Origin of the sequence: Neomicrococcus lactis, assembly GCF_014200305.1 — a bacterium.
Classification (GTDB): Bacteria; Actinomycetota; Actinomycetes; order Actinomycetales; family Micrococcaceae; genus Neomicrococcus; species Neomicrococcus lactis.
On sequence record NZ_JACHBL010000002.1, the window covers coordinates 1 to 18,791 of the forward strand.

At 55.2% G+C, this 18,791-nt stretch carries 14 protein-coding genes; 9 read left to right on the plus strand and 5 right to left on the minus strand.

The annotated features are described in order from the left end of the window. Nucleotides 1–97 precede the first annotated feature (97 nt). Nucleotides 98–685: a recombinase family protein gene (locus BKA12_RS12065; RefSeq protein ID WP_183645141.1), complete on the plus strand. Its 588-nt coding sequence runs from the start codon at nt 98–100 to the stop codon at nt 683–685. A gap of 87 nt (nt 686–772) precedes the next feature. On the opposite strand, the gene BKA12_RS12070 is transcribed toward BKA12_RS12065, so the two are convergent. Both BKA12_RS12070 and BKA12_RS12075 read right to left on the minus strand, forming a co-directional pair. Next, a complete protein-coding gene (locus BKA12_RS12070) occupies nt 773–1,567 on the minus strand; it encodes an IclR family transcriptional regulator (RefSeq protein ID WP_183645143.1) in 795 nt (264 codons plus the stop codon). Nucleotides 1,568–1,809: 242 nt separating this feature from the next. Further along, entirely contained in the window at nt 1,810–2,604 is a 795-nt protein-coding gene (locus BKA12_RS12075; RefSeq protein ID WP_183645145.1) for an N-carbamoylsarcosine amidohydrolase, read from the minus strand. A 413-nt stretch (nt 2,605–3,017) separates the two neighbouring features. Here BKA12_RS12075 and BKA12_RS12080 point away from each other — a divergent pair, with 413 nt between their 5' ends. From BKA12_RS12080 to BKA12_RS12110, 7 genes are all read left to right on the plus strand, one after another. Further along, complete coding sequence (locus tag BKA12_RS12080) at nt 3,018–4,397, plus strand: MFS transporter (protein WP_183645147.1); 1,380 nt, start codon at nt 3,018–3,020, stop codon at nt 4,395–4,397. 381 nt (nt 4,398–4,778) lie between these two features. Beyond that, nucleotides 4,779–6,749 carry an N-6 DNA methylase gene (locus BKA12_RS12085; protein ID WP_183645149.1) on the plus strand — a complete coding sequence of 657 codons (1,971 nt, stop codon included), beginning with the start codon at nt 4,779–4,781 and terminating at the stop codon, nt 6,747–6,749. After that, nucleotides 6,746–7,975 (plus strand): restriction endonuclease subunit S, encoded by a 1,230-nt coding sequence (locus BKA12_RS12090; RefSeq protein ID WP_183645151.1) that lies wholly within the window; start codon nt 6,746–6,748, stop codon nt 7,973–7,975. Before BKA12_RS12085 ends, BKA12_RS12090 begins: the two co-directional genes overlap by 4 nt. Before the next feature lie 2 nt (nt 7,976–7,977). Further along, nucleotides 7,978–8,913 (plus strand): restriction endonuclease, encoded by a 936-nt coding sequence (locus tag BKA12_RS12095; RefSeq protein WP_183645153.1) that lies wholly within the window; start codon nt 7,978–7,980, stop codon nt 8,911–8,913. Nucleotides 8,914–8,925: 12 nt separating this feature from the next. Further along, nucleotides 8,926–12,021 (plus strand): type I restriction endonuclease subunit R, encoded by a 3,096-nt coding sequence (locus BKA12_RS12100; RefSeq protein WP_183645155.1) that lies wholly within the window; start codon nt 8,926–8,928, stop codon nt 12,019–12,021. Between the two features lie 774 nt (nt 12,022–12,795). Next, the gene (locus tag BKA12_RS12105; protein ID WP_183645158.1) at nt 12,796–13,674 is read left to right on the plus strand and encodes a hypothetical protein; all 879 of its coding nucleotides are present in this window, start codon (nt 12,796–12,798) and stop codon (nt 13,672–13,674) included. Nucleotides 13,675–13,905: 231 nt separating this feature from the next. Next, nucleotides 13,906–14,541 (plus strand): HNH endonuclease, encoded by a 636-nt coding sequence (locus tag BKA12_RS12110; protein ID WP_183645160.1) that lies wholly within the window; start codon nt 13,906–13,908, stop codon nt 14,539–14,541. A 295-nt stretch (nt 14,542–14,836) separates the two neighbouring features. On the opposite strand, the gene BKA12_RS12115 is transcribed toward BKA12_RS12110, so the two are convergent. The 3 genes from BKA12_RS12115 to BKA12_RS12125 form a co-directional block, all read right to left on the minus strand. Beyond that, entirely contained in the window at nt 14,837–15,217 is a 381-nt protein-coding gene (locus tag BKA12_RS12115) for a DoxX family protein (protein ID WP_183645162.1), read from the minus strand. Nucleotides 15,218–15,447: 230 nt separating this feature from the next. After that, nucleotides 15,448–16,677 (minus strand): IS110 family RNA-guided transposase, encoded by a 1,230-nt coding sequence (locus tag BKA12_RS12120; RefSeq protein WP_183645216.1) that lies wholly within the window; start codon nt 16,675–16,677, stop codon nt 15,448–15,450. Nucleotides 16,678–16,917: 240 nt separating this feature from the next. Beyond that, entirely contained in the window at nt 16,918–17,571 is a 654-nt protein-coding gene (locus tag BKA12_RS12125) for a CPBP family intramembrane glutamic endopeptidase (RefSeq protein WP_183645164.1), read from the minus strand. 24 nt (nt 17,572–17,595) lie between these two features. Between BKA12_RS12125 and BKA12_RS12130 the strand changes: the two genes are divergently transcribed. Further along, entirely contained in the window at nt 17,596–18,588 is a 993-nt protein-coding gene (locus BKA12_RS12130) for an NAD(P)H-binding protein (RefSeq protein ID WP_246362061.1), read from the plus strand. Nucleotides 18,589–18,791 lie beyond the last annotated feature (203 nt).

Genomic DNA, 18,791 nt, shown 5'->3' on the forward strand with positions numbered 1-18,791 from the left:
AGAATTTTCGTTCACGTCTTATCGGTCATCACGTATGCACGTAAGACTCGCACGATAATGTGCGCGATGAAGGTGCCATAACTGCAACAATGAGTGCATGACCGGACTTCTTATCGGGTACGCGCGGGTCTCTACCGCTGAACAAGACCTAGCAACACAACAAGCAGCCCTCACGCAGTTGGGCGTAGTGCCGGAAAACTTATATGTAGACCATGGTCTGACAGGAACGAATCGGGAACGGCCAGGGTTGGGCAAAGCCCTCGCCGCCGTCCGCTCCGGCGACACCCTCGTCGTCACCAAACTCGACCGACTGGCACGCTCACTGCCCGATGCCAGAGACATCGCGGACGAACTCAGTAAGAAGGGGGTAGCTCTCAGTCTCGGTGGCAGCGTTTACGATCCGAACGACCCAGTCGGCCGATTACTCTTCAACGTCCTCGGAATGGTCGCCGAATTCGAAGCTGATCTCATCCGAGCTCGCACTAAAGAAGGCATGGCCATCGCCAAAGCCAAGGGAAAACTCAAAGGTAAACAGCCCAAGCTCTCAGCGACGCAGCGGAAACATCTCCTATCCATCGCCTCCCAGGGTGAGCACACACAGAGTGAGCTGGCTGAGTTGTTCAGTGTCTCGAGGACAACGATTTATCGCGAGCTCAAAAGAAGCTCATCCAATCCTCGTACATGAAGGTTCTGAAGATCCTCTCTTCCCACTCGGGGAACTGCGTCTGCCGGATCTTGCCTTCGTTCTTAAGGACTGGGTCGGCTTTGGCGCTCAGGTGCTGGGTGTCCCGAGCCGTGCTGAAACGCGAGCCGCGGCATTGATCACGGACGTCACTAAGGTTTCTGCAGCTTTCTGTTTATGGACGCGTGATCGTGGTGCGCTCACGGTGATGCAGCCTACGATTGTTCCACGGAAATCTCGAACTGGAGCGGAAACGCCGAATTCTTCGTCTGTGGTGTAGCCGTCGTTAATGGCTACACCTGCTTCTCGGACCTCTCCCAGATGTTTTAAGGGCTCACCGGAAAAAAATGCGTGGTCGCTTTGAGTGATGACACCGTTCTCCAGCAATTCGGAGATCTTGTCTTCGGGGAGTTCGGATAGGAAAACGCGCACGGAGGAACTGTCGAGTTTCGAGTATCTGGTTCCGATGGGTGCTGAATGTTTGACTTGGTGCGTGCTGGGTACTTGCTCGACGACTATGGCGGAGGATCCGTTCCATACCGAGATGGCGGAGGTTTCTTGTGTTTGCTCGGAGAGTTCTTCTAGGTATGGCAGGGCCGCTCGGCGGACATCTAGGTCGGCAAGCAAAGGACCGGAGAGTGCAATCACGCCAAGTCCTAAGCGATAGCGTCCGGTCTCGAAGTCGCGTTGAACGTAGCCGGCTTCTGTTAGACCGGTGAGGATCCGGGAGACGGTGCTCTTGTGGAGGTTGATTTTGTTTGCGATCTCTGTAACTCCCAAGACAGGGGTTTCGATACTGAAGGCTTCCAAGGCGCGTAGCCCATTGAATAATGCCGCAGCGGCGCCCTGCGGCTGTTCCCCCTTGGGGCGAGGTTTCTCACTCATGGAATGTCCTCTCAAATGGGCTGATCAAGGCGTAGAAACCGAATCAACGAAGAGTAAAAATCAGTGCTCGTCATACATGAAGTCGGTTGGGCTACGAAGCTTTGCGTGTTCAGACGAAACGCTGCGATGGAATAGCCATCGTACGACGTCACACAAGTCAGCATCATTTTACGGTCACCTAATCCGACGACAGCCGGCACCCGAGAAGTGGGTACCGGCTGTCGTAACGGCGTAGGACGATGTTAGTGCTGTTCGGCGAAGACTGGGTCTGCTGGGGCTTCCACCTCAGGCTGAGGATCTGAGAGGGTCTTCGGGACAGTGTCCTCGAACATTGGAAGCGCGTTCAGGTACTCCACCACTGAGTCCGTGGACTCCACATCACCGAACTTGTTGTCAATGTCGTAGAGGTTCCACTGCACAACGCCTGGGACTCGGTCGCCAATGGTCTCGCGTGGGATGATCGGGCGGAAGCCCTTAGCGATCGCGTCCTCAACGGTATGGCGCACGCAACCGGCTGCGGTCGCACCGGTGACAATCAGTGTATCGATGCGGTTCGAGGTCAAGAAAAGCTCGAGGTTCGTGCCCGGGAATGCCGAAGCGCGGTTCTTCTCGATCACCACCTCGCCTTCCGCTGGAGCGATGCGATCATCGATCTCCGCCCAGTAGGAATCCGCTGGAAGAGTCTCCGTGGGGATCTTCGAGTACCACAGGCCCATGTCATTGGTGCCGGAAGAGGCGTCGCGGTTGCGGTACACGTTGGTGGTGTAGAAAACCGGCACGCCCTTGGCGCGAGCAGCCTCGTTAATCCGCTGCACATTCGGGATGATCGTCTCCATACCCGGGCAGCTGAACGGGTGTCCCGGACGGGTCCACGCGTTCGCAAGGTCAATATGGATAACGGCCGGGCGGTTGCCATAGCCGATCCGGCGCTTAAAACCGCGCTCGTTGTAAATGCTCGTTCCGGCTTCGAACGCTTCTTCCAGCACTGCTGCAAGGCGGGCTTCGATGTCGTTGAACTTCCCTGTCTCGTCAGTCATTTTGTTCTCCCCACTCTCATCCATTGATAGGTTGCTGACAGAGCAACAATGTTGCACTGGTAACTACTGTAACCCATGTCTCAGTCCAGCGCTAGACCCCAGATTTCGCATGTTGATTCGGCACGCCGCTCGATAGGACAAGTGTCGGTGAGTGCCCCACTGGAGCAGTCCGCCGATGGCGCAGTGCGCGGCCATACTGGCATCAACGTCCACGAGCAGATGCAGTCAACTGCGCCCACTTAGTACTGCCCGTCGGACAGCAATGCACTGAGTGGGCATGGAGTGGAGGGTCTTGTTTGTTGCTTAGTTAGCGTCTATATTGCTAAAGAAGCAACAATTTTGTGAGTCCAGTCACCTTTTTGCCTAGGGCTCTTGTGTCGCCCACGCTCCGTACCGACTGAAACGAGGAACCCATGCCCTCCACCGCGGACCACCCATCCACGTCCATTAGCCCACCGATTGACCACGATCAGGTGCCAGATCTCCATAAGGTAAGTCCCGAGCATCTCAGGAAGGTGGTGGGAGCGTCTTTCGCTGGCACTGTTGTTGAGTGGTTCGACTTCGCGATCTATGGCTTCATGGCCACCCACATTGCGGCTACTTTCTTTGCCTCTAATGACCCGGTGACCGGGCTGTTGGAGACCTTCGCCATCTTCGCTGTCGCCTTCGCCATGCGTCCGCTAGGTGGGATCATCTTCGGCAGACTGGGTGACCGGCTCGGCCGCAAGAAGATCCTGATCCTCACTGTCCTTCTCATGTCCGGCTCGACTGCGGCGATCGGCCTCATCCCGAGCCAAGAGTCCATCGGAGTCTGGGCCGCAGTGCTGTTGGCCATCGCCCGGTGTGTCCAGGGCCTGTCTGCCGGCGGCGAGTATGCCGGTGCCACCATATATACCGTTGAGCACAGCCCGGATCACCAGCGCAACCGCTACTCCAGCGCGATGTCCATGGCAACGTTCGCTTCCTTCGCTTTGGCCGCCGGCCTCGGAGCCCTGTTCAGCCTCACCCTCCCAGCAGAAGCCATGAGCGAGTGGGGGTGGCGCATACTGTTCCTACTATCCGTCCCCATGGGCTTAGTTGCGTTCTACATCCGTTCCAAGCTGCATGAATCACCTGAGTTTGAGGCCATGGTTAACGACTCGGCGAACCGCCCGAAACTGAGCCTTGGCGATGTCATTAAGAGCCAGTGGTCTCAAATGCTCAAGCTCGGCGGCTTCGTCATGCTCACAGCCCTGTCCTTCTACATCTTCTCCACCTACATGTCCACGTTCCTCACCCGGGTCGTCGGACTCGACTCTGGCCAAGCGCTGCTCTCCAGCTTGGTCGCACTGCTATTCGCCACGGGACTCGCCCCAGTCATGGGCAGGCTTTCCGACCGGATCGGCCGACGCCGGATGATGCAGATGTCCGCCGTGCTACTCACGGTGCTCACCATCCCCGCGTACATGATGGCCGAGCTTGGCACCCTGGGCAGCGCCATTGCCAGCCAGCTGCTGATAGCCCTCGGCGCAGTCTCCGCCAACGTCGTGACCTCGGTACTTATCTCCGAAATGTTCTCAACGGACGTGCGCTACACCGCCTCCGGCCTGAGCTACAACATCACCTACGCGATCTTCGGCGGCACCGCCCCTTACCTGGCAACCTGGCTGGTAATGACCACCGGCAACTCGCTGGCTCCGGCCATCTACGTGACGATCGTGGCCGTCATCGCCCTCGTGGTCGCCTCCGTCTTCATCCACGAGACCGCAGGTACGCCCCTGCGCCGCTTCCACGACGACCCCATGGAGCTCTAGCCTGATCCCGGTCCACCGGGACGGCAACACCAATGCATGACGATGCCCCCGCAACACCCGCGGGGGCATCGTCATGCGATGACAGATTGGAATGAACTACCACGCCCCCCTGAGAATCACTGCGAAGCTACATAGCAACTTATGAATTTCAGAAGTCGCCTGCGCAGTCGGGCGCGGGTTTCCAAGGTTGCGCAGGCGAGTAGTGAAAATTGTGTAGACGACTCGTGAAAACAACAAAGGTTCTATCTGTTGGATAGAACCATACAATTCAAGATACGTACGTGTGTGATCAATAAGAGCTGCACGGCAACGGGGATGCCGCCCGCGGCAACCGGATTTCCGGCTCTCCCTTGTTGCTTGTGGCGAGGGAAGTAGGAATGAGTGGCCGCGAATAACAACGCGAACCTGGTGTGGAGCATTGCGAATATTCTGCGAGGCACCTTCAAACCAGCACAATACGGATCAGTGATCCTCCCATTCACCATCCTCCGCCGTCTCGACTGCGTGCTCGCAGAAACAAAAGATGCCGTTCTCAAAGAAGCAGAAGCCAAGAAAAACCTGAACATCCCTCTTGATGCTTTCCTCCAGAAGGCATCAGGGCACAACTTCTTCAACACCTCACTGTTCAACTTCGCCAAGCTTCTGGATGACCCCACGAATATCAAGGCGAACATCCTCAACTATGTTCAAGGGTTCTCAGAGAACACCCGTGACATCTTCGAACGCTTCGATTTCTATAAGACGCTCGAGAAGCTGGATAACTCGGACCTGCTCTACCACGTCACTAAAGACTTCGCCGGAATAGATCTGCACCCGAACACCATTAGCAACATTGAGATGGGTCTGATGTTCGAGGAGTTGATCCGCCGCTTCGCTGAAGCCTCCAACGAGACCGCCGGTGAGCACTTCACCCCGCGCGAAGTCATCCAGCTCATGGTGCAGCTGCTGCTGAATTACGACGACGATGTACTCACCAAAGAGGGCATCGTCCGGTCTATCTACGACCCGACTGCCGGAACGGGCGGCATGCTCACTGTCGCTCAGGAACACCTGCACGCTCTGAACCCCAGCGCATCTCTCGTCGCATATGGTCAGGAGATCAATGACGAGTCCTACGCCATCTGTAAGTCGGACTTACTGATCAAGGGCCAGGACATCTCCAAGATCTCTGTCGGCGATACACTCGCTAATGATCAGAACATCGGCCAGCAGTTCGACTTCATGCTCTCCAACCCGCCCTTCGGTGTGGAGTGGAAGAAAATCCAGCCGCAAATCCAAAAGGAACACGAGCTCCACGGTTTCGAGGGCCGCTTCGGCCCCGGACTGCCCCGCGTTAGCGATGGTTCCCTGCTATTCCTGCTGCATTTGATCCGTAAGATGCGTCCCGCGCACGAGGGCGGCTCCCGCATCGGCATCGTCCTCAACGGCTCACCACTGTTCACCGGTAGCGCCGGCTCTGGTGAATCCGAGATCCGCAAATACCTGATCGAGAACGACTTCGTCGAAGCGATCATCGCGCTACCCACGGACATGTTCTACAACACCGGGATCGCCACCTACATTTGGATCCTCTCCAACAGCAAGAAGCAAAAACACCCCGACCGTGTCGGCAAGATCCAGCTCATCAACGGGGTGGACTTCTTCCAGAAAATGCGGAAAAGCCTCGGCTCCAAACGCAAAGAACTCGGCCCCAACGACATTGCAAACATCGTCCAGCTGTACGGTGCCTTCGAAGACAACGGCGAGACCTCGAAGATCTTCAACAACCAAGACTTCGGCTACTCCACCATCACAGTCGAGCGTCCACTCAAACTCAACTTCGCCTGCACCCCAGAACGCATCAAGGCCGTCCTCGCCCAGAAACCCGTCGAGAAACTCTCCGACCACGATAAGCAGCTGCTCGAGAAGACGCTCACTAAGCTCGGTGACCACGCCACAAAACTCTGGAAAAACCGAGACGCCTTCTCAAAAGTACTCAAACCAGCCCTCACCGGTGCCGGCTTGAAGCTCGGCGTACCAGTTATGAAAGCAGTCCTCGCAGGCCTATCTGAACGAGACGAAACCGCCGACACCTGCAAAGGGCCAAAAGGAACACCCGAGCCCGACACTGACCTGCGCGACACCGAAAACGTGCCGCTCGGCGAAAACATCCAAGAGTACTTCGCCCGCGAAGTCCTCCCCCACGTCCCCGACGCCTGGATTGACGAAACCAAAACCAAAACCGGCTACGAAATCCCCTTCACCCGACACTTCTACACATACGTCGCACCCAGAGCACTAGAGGAAATCGACGCAGACCTCAACAAGCTCATTTCCGAAATCACGGAACTGCTATCCGAGGTCGAGAAATGACCATTATTGCTTCACCAAATACTGAATGGCTGGGGCCTCTCCCCACCAGCTGGAGCGTGACCACGGTTCGTGCGCTAGTGGAAGACATCAATATTCGCAATTTCGGAGGGAAGAACGAAAACTATCTTTCCTTGATGGCCAATATCGGGGTCATTCTTTATGCAGACAAGGGTGATGTTGGAAACAAGAAACCCGAAGATCTTAGTAAATGTAAGATCGTAAAAATCGGTGATCTAGTGATTAACAGCATGAACTATGGAATCGGCTCCTACGGTATCTCCCGATACGAAGGAATTTGCAGTCCCGTCTACCTCGTTTTGCGGACCAAATCTGACGTTGGTGATCAGAACTTTGTGAGACGCATATTTGAAATACCACAGTTCCAACGGTTAGCCCAATCGTTTGGCAATGGAATCCTCGAGCATCGGCGAGCGATTGGTTGGGACTCAATCAAAAACTTACCGGTTCCCATGCCACCATTGGACACTCAGCAGAAGATTGCCGCTTTTCTCGACCGCGAGACCGCCCAGATTGACGAGTTGATCGGTAAGCAGGAGCGGCTCATTGAGCTCCTGGCCGAGAAGCGCCAAGCCATCATCACCCACGCAGTCACCAAAGGCCTCGACCCCAACGCCCCCACCAAACCCTCCGGCATCCCGTGGCTTGGCGACATTCCGTCGATTTGGGAGACCAAACGGCTGAAACACATCGTTGCAATGAGGAGCGGCGAGTCAATAACAGCAGAGGACATTGAGTCGATAGGAGACTACCCTGTGTACGGTGGTAACGGTCTCCGCGGCTACACCAGCGCCTATACGCACGAGGGCGAGTACGCCCTGATTGGCAGACAGGGAGCGCTCTGTGGGAACGTTAATTTGGCCCGTGGCCAATTTTGGGCGTCGGAACATGCGATCGTGCCTACGCCGCGAATCCAAATTTCCGTGCATTGGCTGTTCCACGTACTCAAATGGATGAACCTAGGTCAATACTCTATGACAGCCGCACAGCCCGGCATATCAGCTGATGCCATCGGCGGCTTACCCGTACCGTTTCCAAGCTTTGACGAGCAACAAAAAATTGCTGATTACGTAGAGCGTCAGACCCGCACTCTTGACAGACTGACAGTCGCGGCATCCTCGGCAATTCAGCTACTACGGGAACGCCGCTCCGCTCTCATATCAGCAGCCGTGACCGGCAAGATTGACGTTCGAGAAGGAGTTGCCTAGGTATGGCTTTGCCTCAGTGGCATGGGTTTGTTGATCCGGTTCTGCGGGTGATGTCTGATGGTCTTGTTCGTCGGAATGCGGAGATCAGGGCGGTTGTTGCTGAGCGTACACAGCTGACGGATGAGGATATGGCTGAGATTATGTCTTCTGGTGAGGCGCGTTGGGCTAACCGGATTAATTGGGCTGTTTTCGATTCCATGAAGGCTGGTCTGCTTGTTCGTGAGGCGCGTGGGCAGTACAAGATCAGTGATGAGGGTCTTCGCCGAGTTTCTTCGACTTCGGAGATTACGTATCAGACGTTGTTGGAGTACGAGTCTTATCGTGAATACCAGAACTCATCGAAGGCACCCAAAAAGCCGGCTTTGCCTGGCGTAGTCCCGGCTGCTGCTCTCCCTGGTGCTGTTGCTGACGCGGATCCTTCTGAGGCTCTTGAGCAGTCCGCGGATCAACTCAACCGGGTCGTCATCGACGAGATTTACCGCAATCTGCATGAGCTCTCAGACATCGCCTTCGAGCGACTCGTACCATTCGTGGTGAAGGCCCTCGGCTACGGTACAGATCGTGAAGACAACCTGAAGCCAACACAGCGCTCCGGCGACAAGGGAATCGACGGAATTGTTTGGCAAGACGCGCTCGGGTTTGATCGGGTTTATCTGCAGGCTAAACGCTATGCGGAGGGCAACAATGTTGGTTCACCGGAGGTTCAAGCGTTCAGTGGTGCGTTGGGTCAGTTTCGTGCCACGAAGGGTATTTTCATCACTACCTCGACGTTTACGTCGGGTGCCCGAGCTGTCGCCCGCGATACTGCGCACTACACGTTGATTCTCATTGATGGGCAGCGGTTAGCGTCGCTCATGTTTGAGTATGGCGTCGGTGTACAGGTCGACCGCACGGTGGTCGTGAAAAAGTTGGATCAGGACTTTTTCGACAGTTTCTAGGGGAGGAACCGTATGGCACAGCACAATGAAGTGATCTTCGAGGACGAGATCTGCCAGGCCTTGGCAGCGCAGGGTTGGATTTACGAGCCGGAGCGCAAGGCCAGCGATCTGTACGATGCGAGTCGTGCACTGGTGCCAGAGGACATCTTCGCGTGGCTAGCTGACACACAGCCGGAGGAGCTGGCTAAGGTTCTCAAGCCCACGGATTCACCGGTTGAGCTTGAGCTCGCTAAAGGGCGTCTGCTTGATCGGTTGTGCAAGGTGTTGGATAAGCCGGCAACCAAGGAATCCGGCATGCTGTCAGTGTTGCGCACGGGGTTTAAGGATGTGGGCGCGAAGTTTGAGATGTGCCAGTTCAAACCCGCCACGGGGCTCAACCCGGAGACGCTTGAGCGATATAACAAGGTGCGGTTGCGGGTGCTCCGTCAGGTGCACTATTCCACGGTCGATACCAAGAAGAGCATCGACCTGGTCCTGTTCGTAAACGGTCTGCCGGTAGCAACGATCGAGCTGAAGACTGATTTCACCCAGAACATTAACGACGCCCTCGAGCAGTATCGTCATGACCGGAACCCCCGTAATAGTAGGAACAAGGACGAGCCGCTGCTGTCTTTCGGGCGTCGCGCGTTGGTGCATTTCGCAGTCAGTAACGACGAAATCAAAATGACCACCGAACTCAAGGGCAAAGACACCTCCTTCCTGCCCTTCAATCTCGGTAATGACGGCCATGCCGGCAACCCGGTAAACCCCCACGGCTCGGCTACCAGTTATCTCTGGGAGCGGGTATTACAGCCAGATTCTTGGTTAAACATCATCGGCAAATTCCTGCACTTACAGGTCAGCGACAAAACCAACCCTGTGACTGGGGAGCGCGAAGTGCGCAAGTCGCTCCTGTTTCCGCGGTATCACCAGTGGGACGTGGTCAACCAACTCATTCAGACTGCCCGCGTTGAGGGGCCCGGTCACCGGTACCTGATTCAGCACTCCGCTGGCTCCGGTAAAACTAATTCCATTGCCTGGACCGCACACCAACTCTCCTCCCTCCACGATGCCGAGAATGAGAAGATTTTTGATTCCGTGATCGTGGTGACAGACCGGACCGTGTTGGATGCCCAGCTGCAGGATGCGATCTATCAGATCGAGCACAAGTCCGGTGTCGTTGTCCCTATCCGAGGCAACGCCGGATCCAAATCCGCGGAACTGACCACCGCACTAGCGGCGCGGACCCCGATCATCATCGTGACGATCCAGACCTTCCCTTTCGCGTTGAAGGCTATTGCCGAGTCCCATGCGTTGAAGGGCCGGAACTTCGCGATCATCGCGGACGAAGCGCACTCATCACAGACCGGATCGACTGCGAACCAGCTCAAGAAAGTCCTCTCCGCCGAAGAAATCGCGGACGTCAATGACGGTGGCGAGTTCGATGTCGAAGCCTACCTCGCAGCAGAGATGACCGAACGGGCTGACGCGAAGAACATTAGCTACTTCGCGTTCACCGCCACACCCAAAGCCAAAACACTAGAGTTGTTTGGCCGGAAGGGCCCTGACGGGTTGCCGCAACCATTCCACCTGTACTCCATGCAGCAAGCCATCGAGGAAAACTTCATCCTCGACGTGCTGCAAAACTACACCAGCTACAAGGTCGCCTTCCAGCTCACCCATAACGGCCAGGACTACGACTCAGACGATACGCAGGTTGAAAAGTCCACGGCTCTGAAAGCGCTCATGGGTTGGGTGAAACTGCACCCGCACAACATCAGCCAGAAAGTCCACGTCATCGTGGAACACTTCCGCGAAAACATCGCCTGGCGCCTGAACGGCAAAGCTAAAGCCATGGTCGTCACCGGATCCCGCAAAGAAGCCGTACGATACAAACTCGCCATCGATAAATACATCCAAGAAGCCGGCTACACCGACCTCGCCACCATGGTCGCGTTCTCCGGTGAAGTTAACGACGCGGACTCCGGTCCCGAACCGTTCACCGAGATCAACATGAACCCCGGCCTCAAAGGCCGCACCCTGCCAGAAGCCTTTTCCACCGACGAATACAAAATCATGCTGGTGGCCAATAAGTACCAGACCGGCTTCGATCAGCCCTTGCTCGTGGCCATGTACGTGGACAAGAAACTCTCCGGCGTTTCCGCCGTGCAAACCCTGTCCCGCCTCAACCGCAAAGCCGTCGGCAAAGACAAAACCTTCGTCCTGGACTTCGTGAACGACCCACAAGAGATCCTAGCTGCCTTCCAGCCTTACTTCCGTGACGCCACCTTGGAGAGTGTTTCGGACCCTAACGTAGTCCACGACCTCCAAGCCAAACTCGACGCAGCCCAGATCTATCTTGAATCCGAAGTAGACGGACTCGTCAAAGCCTACGTACTTGAAGAAGGCAACAATGCCCTCTCCAGTTGGGTGTCACCGGCTAAATCACGCTTCAACACCCGATACAACGCTGCCGTCGCAGCCGAAGACAAAACCACCCAAGACGAACTGGACCTCTTCCGCAAAGACCTCGGATCCTTCGTGCGCGCCTACGACTTCCTGTCCCAAATCTTCGACTTCGCCGACACCGACCTCGAAAAACGCTCCATCTACTACAAGCACCTCCTGCCCGTACTCCGGGTCAACGACGCCAGAATCGCACTAGACCTTTCAGACGTCGTGCTCGCGAAATACGCCCTCAAAGACAAAGGCAAAGCGCAACTCACGCTCACCGGGGAAGACGCCCCAATGAATCCATCAACACACGTCGGTACGGGACAGACCAAAGATCCTGAGATGGCAACGTGGGAAGAAATCATCCGGCAGGCCAACCTGCCTTTCGAAGGCGAAGACATGGACGCTGTCGCCCACTTCGTCGAAGGAGTTCGCAGGGAACTCGTCAAAAACGAGACACTACAGAAACAAGCACGTAACAACTCTCGCAACCACTTCGGAAGTAGCCCAGATCTAGCCAGGGCCCTCACGGACGCCGTCTCCAACGCCATGGACAGCCACTACAACCTGAGCCTGCAAGCACTCGGCGACAAAACAAAAATGAGCGCCCTCCTCAAAGCGCTTATCGGTCCTGTCTACGAAAAACTTCGACAACAAGATGAACCTCAAAACTAAAGACCACCAAACGCACCGAAGTCAGTGCTTACCGTGCCCGTAGCAAGCACTGACGGACGCTTCGGGAAGGTGTAGGTTTCCGGGCTTCTTAAGATGCAGACTTAGTAGCCAAGTTCCGGTGTCTTGGCCTGGACTGTGTTTGTCCTAGTTATTGCAGATTGGTTCCCGCTGACCGGCGATCGTTCTGACGTTGCCGTGGGGAAGCTTTCTAGAACTTTGTGCCGGCCTTGGCTTTCTGAGGATGCCTCGAGCGGGATTGTTCCTTGGTATCCCCATTCTTCGAGTAGGCCTTCTGACCAGAGATCCCCCGCACGCGCCGCAGCGTAGATGACATGTCCGCCTTCTGCGTAGGACTCAGCTGTTGCATATTCTTTAGACAGCGCTACCCAGTCCCCTGGGTTAATCGTGGTTACTCCTTCAGGGACAGCCCGCCAAATACGAACCATTGCATCCGGGTTACCTTGGGTCTCACGGGCAGTTTTTAGTGTGTCCTCATTCTGTAAACCGTAGTTTTGAGGTCGTTTAAACACGTCGGCTGGAAAGACTTCATTGTTGTTGACGATTCGATCGAGACTAGTTGTAGTCCCATCCTCTTCGGGACCCGGCGCCTGATGAGAAAGCCTGTAATGCATTGCGTCCCTTCGGAGAACCATAATCCGTCAATATCAGAATAACCTCGCATATGTGGGTCTAAAAGAACCCAAAGTGGTCATCCTTTTCTATTTGTCTGCAACGCAACCTATCTTGGTTCTACACGCAAACAGGGGGTTTATCTTGGAATACAGCATGGCGGCATTGAAAGTCATACATTGGCTTGTCTCATCGAATAGCGACACTTCTCAGGGTGTGCCTGAGGATATTTGCGACAGAAGCCATCTGGCATCAGTGCGTACAGAACTCATTGATGGAGATTTGATTTGGGCTGAGGACTCCATGAGTCAAGACTCGTCTCTTGTACTTAAAGATGATTCCCGTCTGCAAGCTTCATCGTTGTCACAAAAATATCTCAGCGCAGCACCTCTTGTCTGGATCCTATCGACTCTCCGGGACGAGGGGTCGCTAAGTAGCCTTCATCAAAGCCTCCCCACACAAGTCCCTGCAACCGGCCAACAGATTGACGAGTCTGAGTTCAACGAGATTGTCGAGTTCCTCGAAAACGAAGGACTTCTAAGGGGTACAGTTCGGAGAGCTGATGGAACGCTGATGAACCCCGAAATAACGATTCAGGGAAAATCAGCGCTGGGTTCTGGGAAAGATCCGGCCGACCATAGCAGGGCTACTTCCTCCTCTTTCGTTAGCAACACAAACTACGGAGACAGTTATAGCTCCACAATTAATGGAAACCAAAACGGCGCCGTGCAGCTTGGTCGCAATAACACCATGACATATACCGCCGGATCAGGGGGTGATGAAATTGAATTGCTTCGGCAGACGGTTTCTGATTTTAGGCAGCGACTCAATCAGGTAGAGCTGGACGATCAACTACTCTCTGAGCAGCACCAAGTTCTTGACTTTGCTCAAGATTGCGTGGATCAGGGTAAGGCAAATCTAGCGATACGAATGCTCAGATCGTTTACAGAGCAAATTCCTGCTGCGCTTGTTTCTACATTCATGACTGCTGCCGCAACGAGCCTCGGTATCCTCGGAGGGTGATCGTCTCATAAGGGCGTCCCTAGCCCGTTCGAGATTCCGATGTCAGATAGCCTGCAAATCGGCAATAGGGTTTGATTCCTGCAGTCTCTGCAAGAATCAAAGAACTAAAGTGGTCAGTTAGGTAACCCACTCGCAACGGAGACACAACAGGACAAGATGCGAAACCCTGTCTGGACTCGTGAGGAAATGATCCTCGCTGCTGGCCTCGCACACAGAAACAATTGGAAAGGTGTGCGTGAAACAACCCCTGGGGTGCGGGAGCTTTCTACTCTTCTTCAAAGTGCGTCTTTTCATCCGATGGAACGACGCACTGGCTCTTTCCGGTCGCCCGGTTCAGTTGGAATGAAAGTCAATAACCTCATTGCCAACCATCCTTCATACCTAGGGGTTGGGCTGCGAGTGACAAAGGCCGAACAGGACATTGTCCAAGAGTTCATTGCATACCCTGAACTAATGTCGACACTCGCGTCTTCGATCCAAGATCAAATCCTTGGCGTAGTTTCTGATGGATTCGATTTGCATTTGGACGATGAGCTTGTTGCTGCCGGCATTGAGGGGGACGCGAAGTCGATACTTACCGTGAAACGAGAGCGGGATCCTCGGCTACGTCGAGCCAAGATTGATTCGGTTGTCCTTGCTGGATTGCCAATTGATTGTGAAGTTTGCGGTTTCGATTACGGGAAGAGTTACGGGGCCCGCGGGCAAGGTTATATCGAGGTGCATCACAGATCGCCTTTGCATATCACTGGTGTTGTTGAAACCACTCTTGACGATCTTGCTCTTTTGTGCGCGAACTGTCATCGCATGGTCCACCGCGTGAGCCCTTGGCTGTCGGTTGAAAAGTTGAAAGAAACTATTGTTAGATGACTTGTCTTCCCACTTTGGCCCGAAAAGAGTTGCCTCGTAAACGTCGACCTGAACCGTCCCGGGACGGTTCACTCACCATGGAGTGCGACGAAGACGAGGAACTGGGGTAGGTGGTTCCGAGATTTTCGAGCCCATCCCGGTTGCACCGCTGAGTTGGCGAGATGCCGCGGAAAGCGCGAAGCATAGAAGGCTATCTAAGTGGAGCGTGGTTGGGGAAAGGTGACTGGTGTTTTCTTTGTCACCCGGTGTGTTTTGCGCGGTTCTCTTGCTCGCCGAGTCGTTTATTGAGTCGGCTCTAAGACTTACGGGTTGAAGCTAATGCCCACCATATGAGCACAGGCTGAAAAAATAGGCGTGTTGCCCGTTTGCGGTCGGTGTCTAAACCGAAAGCATTGATGCGCTCTCGATATTGGTGAATGTTTCCTGGAAATACGGCCGCGAAGAAGGATGCTACGACGTTGCCAACCACCTGCTGGTGTTTTGGCAGCACTATGAGCGCTGCGCCTTGAGCGATTTCTGCAACACCTGATGCAAGGACCACGGTGTCTTTGGACCCTGGAACCCATGAAGGAACCTGGGCTTGGAATTCTTGACGTTCTGTAGTCAGGTGTCCGATGCCAGCGCGTAGAAGCGCGACGCCCAGGGTTACACGTGCCAGCGATCTCAATGTGCTCATCGGGTTCTCCGTTAGAAAGTGGTTGACCTCAAAATAGGGCCGCACCCATATTGGTTGGTGCACAAAGTATTTTATGTGGGGGCTGACTTTGTGATGGTTTGACGGGGGGGTGTCCCTATGTTTTTCGTCAAGGCTTTGGAGGGATTTTCTTCAAAGTTTTTTGGGCCACTGTTTTTGGGCAGAGGTAGGTGGCTGGCGGTGCGTGTCCGCCAGCTGACAGCTCGGAACGGTCAGGCGGTTTTCGGGGTTGGGGCTTCGTAGAAGGTGCCGTCCCGGAGCATCGCGAAGAGAACGTCGCAACGCCTGCGCGCTAGGGCGATGAGGGCTTGATTGTGTCGTTTGCCTTCGGCGCGTTTCCGGTCGTAGTAGGCCCGTGAGAGAGGGTCTTTCAGAGCCGCGAACGCGGAGAGAAAGAAAGCCCGCTTGAGGGACTTGTTCCCTTTCTTGGAGGGGTGATCGCCTCGGATCGAGGTTCCGGAGCGCCACGTCACCGGGGCCAGCCCAGCGTAGGAGGCGAGGTGGCCGGAGGTCTGGAATTCCTTACCCGCAACTTCGGTGATGATGCGGGCTTCCGTCCTGACCCCGACCGCCGGCATAGAGGTCAGGACGGCATGAAGAGGGTGATCCTCCACGAGGGTTTCAACCTGAACGAGGAGCTCGTCACGGGCCGTGCGTAGCTGCTTGAGCATGGCAGCGAGCTGCGGCAATACGATGCTCGCGGCACCAGTTCCAGCGACTACCACGGTCTGCTCATCTAGGGCGGTGAAGATCTCGGTAGCCCAGCGTTTCCCAGCCCGCGGCGCATACTTCAAAAGCAAGGCCGTGACTCGGTTCTGGCCGGCCTTGCGGAGCTTATCCGGAGACGGATATTTGATCAGCAATTCGGCCATGGCGGGGTGATCGAGGTGCTTTCCCACCACCCGCTCCAGTGCCGGGTGGATCTGGGTCAACAACCCCCGAATCCGGTTCGAGGTTGCCGTTGCCTGCTTCGCTAGATCGTCATCGAAACCGCAGAGCATCGATAGTTCGGCGGCTTGCTCATCGGCGACGACGATGGAACGCAGGGTGTGTGGCAGGCTTCGGGCGGCTTCAGCAATGATGGCAGCGTCTCGAGCATCTGTCTTGGCTTCTCCGGGATGTAAATCCGCGATGCGGCGCATCGCCAGCCCGGGAATGTAGCCGACCAGTATTCCCTCGGCCTGGGCCACAGCAACGGGCAGGGCGCCGATGGTCGAGGGCTGATCAACGACCAACAACACGGTGCCTTTGCCGGCCACGGCCTTGATGATGGCACGGAGTTTGGCCTCGTCTTGGGGCAGTGCACGGTCGAGGATTTTCTTGCCCGTACGGTCGATCGCGACCGCATGGTGATTGCTCTTACCGACATCGACGCCGATGAAGATATCGACGTCCTCGTGGTTCTTGATCAACGCAAACCTCCCAGAAATAGTGTCATTCATTTCGGTGTTGGCTTGTCCTACGGCGGCAAGGCTCGGCATCCACGTTACGGCTGACCTGCACGGCGGTTCATTGTGCTGGTCCGGTCCCCATTAGCGATCCCCTGGCGCCTATCGAATCCCGGTGACAACACCCCCCGGATCATTGATGACTGGGGGACTTAATCATGCCGGGACCGACAGGCCAACCACCCCAAATCCTACTTATTTATGGGGCTACTAAAAAGGTAACGGGTGGGTGCGTTATGGGGTAACGGTGAGAGGGAATATGCCAACCATGGTGAGTGTCCATGTTGCGTGAACGATGATCGGGGCATAGACGTTTCGGGAGTGTTCTCGTGCGGTTGTTGCGACGAGGCCGAGTATTGGTGCGACGGCGGTCAGGGCTAGGTTGCCGGTTGCGAGCGTGACCAGGGTGTAGAGAAGGTTTGGGATGATCCACACTGATTTACCACTCCACAGCGAGGCGAAACCGACTCGGAAGAAGAGCTCTTCGGCCGCTCCAGTGATAAGAGCTATGAGCAAAGTGATGTGTAGAGGGACTGAACTGGCGACGTTGAGAGCGTGGCTGATCCATGTTGATGTCAGAGGCAGCATGGTTAGGACTAGTCCACCAATGTAGCTTGAGATGGCTAGTCCGAGGCTAAGCATGATGGTGAGGGCCCATTGCGGCTGATTCAGCGGTGGTTTTTGTTGGTTGTGGTTGGATGTGCGCAGCAGTGCAATGCCACCTGTTGCCCATACTGTGGCTAGGGCAATGCTCCAGAGTGGGAGGCTTCCTGGCTCTGCTGAAGCACTGGAAAATGCTCTGTATAGGATGAAGGCAGCTGCCACGACAGTGCCCGTGGCAATGGCAGGAGCGAACCACCGGACCGGATTTTTGGCGGTTTTTTGCATGCTTACAGCTTAGAGAGAGAGTCCATGATGCGTGTTCTAGTTTTAGGTGCCAGCGGGTATGTAGGCAATCGTGTGGTTGCCGCCATTCTTGAGCATGGTGGTGAGGTGGTTGCTGGGGCTCGTGATCCTTTGAGCCTGGACCAGGTGTGGTGGTCTGATCGTGTTGAGCGTGTCAAGGTCGACATGTCGGACGAGAGCTCTGTACGTGCCGCGGTGACTTCGGATGTGGATGCGGTGGTCTATCTGGTCCATGGCATGGGTGATTCAGATTTCTCCCAGAAGGACGCTGATGCTGCTAGATACCTGCGGGATGCTGTAAATAGTGCCGGTGTGAAGCGGGTTGTTTATCTTTCAGGCATCATTCCGCAGGTGCCTGAGGAAGAGTTGTCAGAGCACTTACGATCGCGTTTACAGGTTGAGCGGATTCTTTCTGAAAGCACTGCCCGGGTGATTACCTTGCGTGCTGCGATGATTATTGGTTCCGGTTCGACAAGTTTTGAGTTGATGCGGCAACTTGGTTCTCGGCTTCCTGTGACGATTGTCCCGGAATGGATGGTCAACGATGTTGAACCTATTGCCATTGTTGACGTAGTCAGAGCTATTCTTGGGGCGCTTGAAGCTCAGGTGGAATCAGGTCATTACGACATTGGTGGTGGAGAGGTTATTTCTTATCCCGATTTGATCTCTTTGGTTGGTCAGCTATCGGGTGAAGAGCGTCCGAGTATTTCGGTGCCGTTATTGCCTACTGCTTTAGTCTCTCAGGTGGCGACGTTCATAGCTGATATACCTGCCCCCACGATCAAAGCACTCATGGAGAGTTTGCATGAGCCCATGGTCTCTGGAGAGCATCGTTGGATCTCTGATCTTTGCGCCTCGCAGAAGGATGCTCAAGTGAATTTGCGGCAGTCTATCGAGCGCTCTCTGACTGTGGTGGACCCGTTAGTTCCACCTTCAAAGCGAGATCCGATGGGACCAATGCCGGGAGACCCTGAATGGGCGGAAACACCCCAAAGCTAGAACTTACTGCCCAGTAGAAAACTGTCACTATGGTCACGTCTGCGACCTTCGAACGCCGGGTGAGGCGTTGGAGGGCAATTTCAAACCATCAGGACAGAAGGTATTGATTTCGTTGCGAGGAAAATGCCACGGTGTGCCGTATTCGGTCTTTGAAGGTGGTGGATAGTTCGAGTTGGGGGTTACGAACTATCCACCATGGCGTA

Excerpts from the sequence above, each read along its gene's own strand:
- BKA12_RS12075 (WP_183645145.1), bottom strand. The coding sequence starts at position 2,604 with ATGACTGACGAGACAGGGAAGTTCAACGACATCGAAGCCCGCCTTGCA.
- BKA12_RS12120 (WP_183645216.1), bottom strand. The coding sequence starts at position 16,677 with ATGAATGACACTATTTCTGGGAGGTTTGCGTTGATCAAGAACCACGAG.
- BKA12_RS12080 (WP_183645147.1), top strand. The coding sequence starts at position 3,018 with ATGCCCTCCACCGCGGACCACCCATCCACGTCCATTAGCCCACCGATT.
- BKA12_RS12070 (WP_183645143.1), bottom strand. The coding sequence starts at position 1,567 with ATGAGTGAGAAACCTCGCCCCAAGGGGGAACAGCCGCAGGGCGCCGCT.
- BKA12_RS12100 (WP_183645155.1), top strand. The coding sequence starts at position 8,926 with ATGGCACAGCACAATGAAGTGATCTTCGAGGACGAGATCTGCCAGGCC.
- BKA12_RS12090 (WP_183645151.1), top strand. The coding sequence starts at position 6,746 with ATGACCATTATTGCTTCACCAAATACTGAATGGCTGGGGCCTCTCCCC.
- BKA12_RS12125 (WP_183645164.1), bottom strand. The coding sequence starts at position 17,571 with ATGCAAAAAACCGCCAAAAATCCGGTCCGGTGGTTCGCTCCTGCCATT.
- BKA12_RS12130 (WP_246362061.1), top strand. The coding sequence starts at position 17,596 with ATGATGCGTGTTCTAGTTTTAGGTGCCAGCGGGTATGTAGGCAATCGT.
- BKA12_RS12115 (WP_183645162.1), bottom strand. The coding sequence starts at position 15,217 with ATGAGCACATTGAGATCGCTGGCACGTGTAACCCTGGGCGTCGCGCTT.
- BKA12_RS12065 (WP_183645141.1), top strand. The coding sequence starts at position 98 with ATGACCGGACTTCTTATCGGGTACGCGCGGGTCTCTACCGCTGAACAA.
- BKA12_RS12095 (WP_183645153.1), top strand. The coding sequence starts at position 7,978 with ATGGCTTTGCCTCAGTGGCATGGGTTTGTTGATCCGGTTCTGCGGGTG.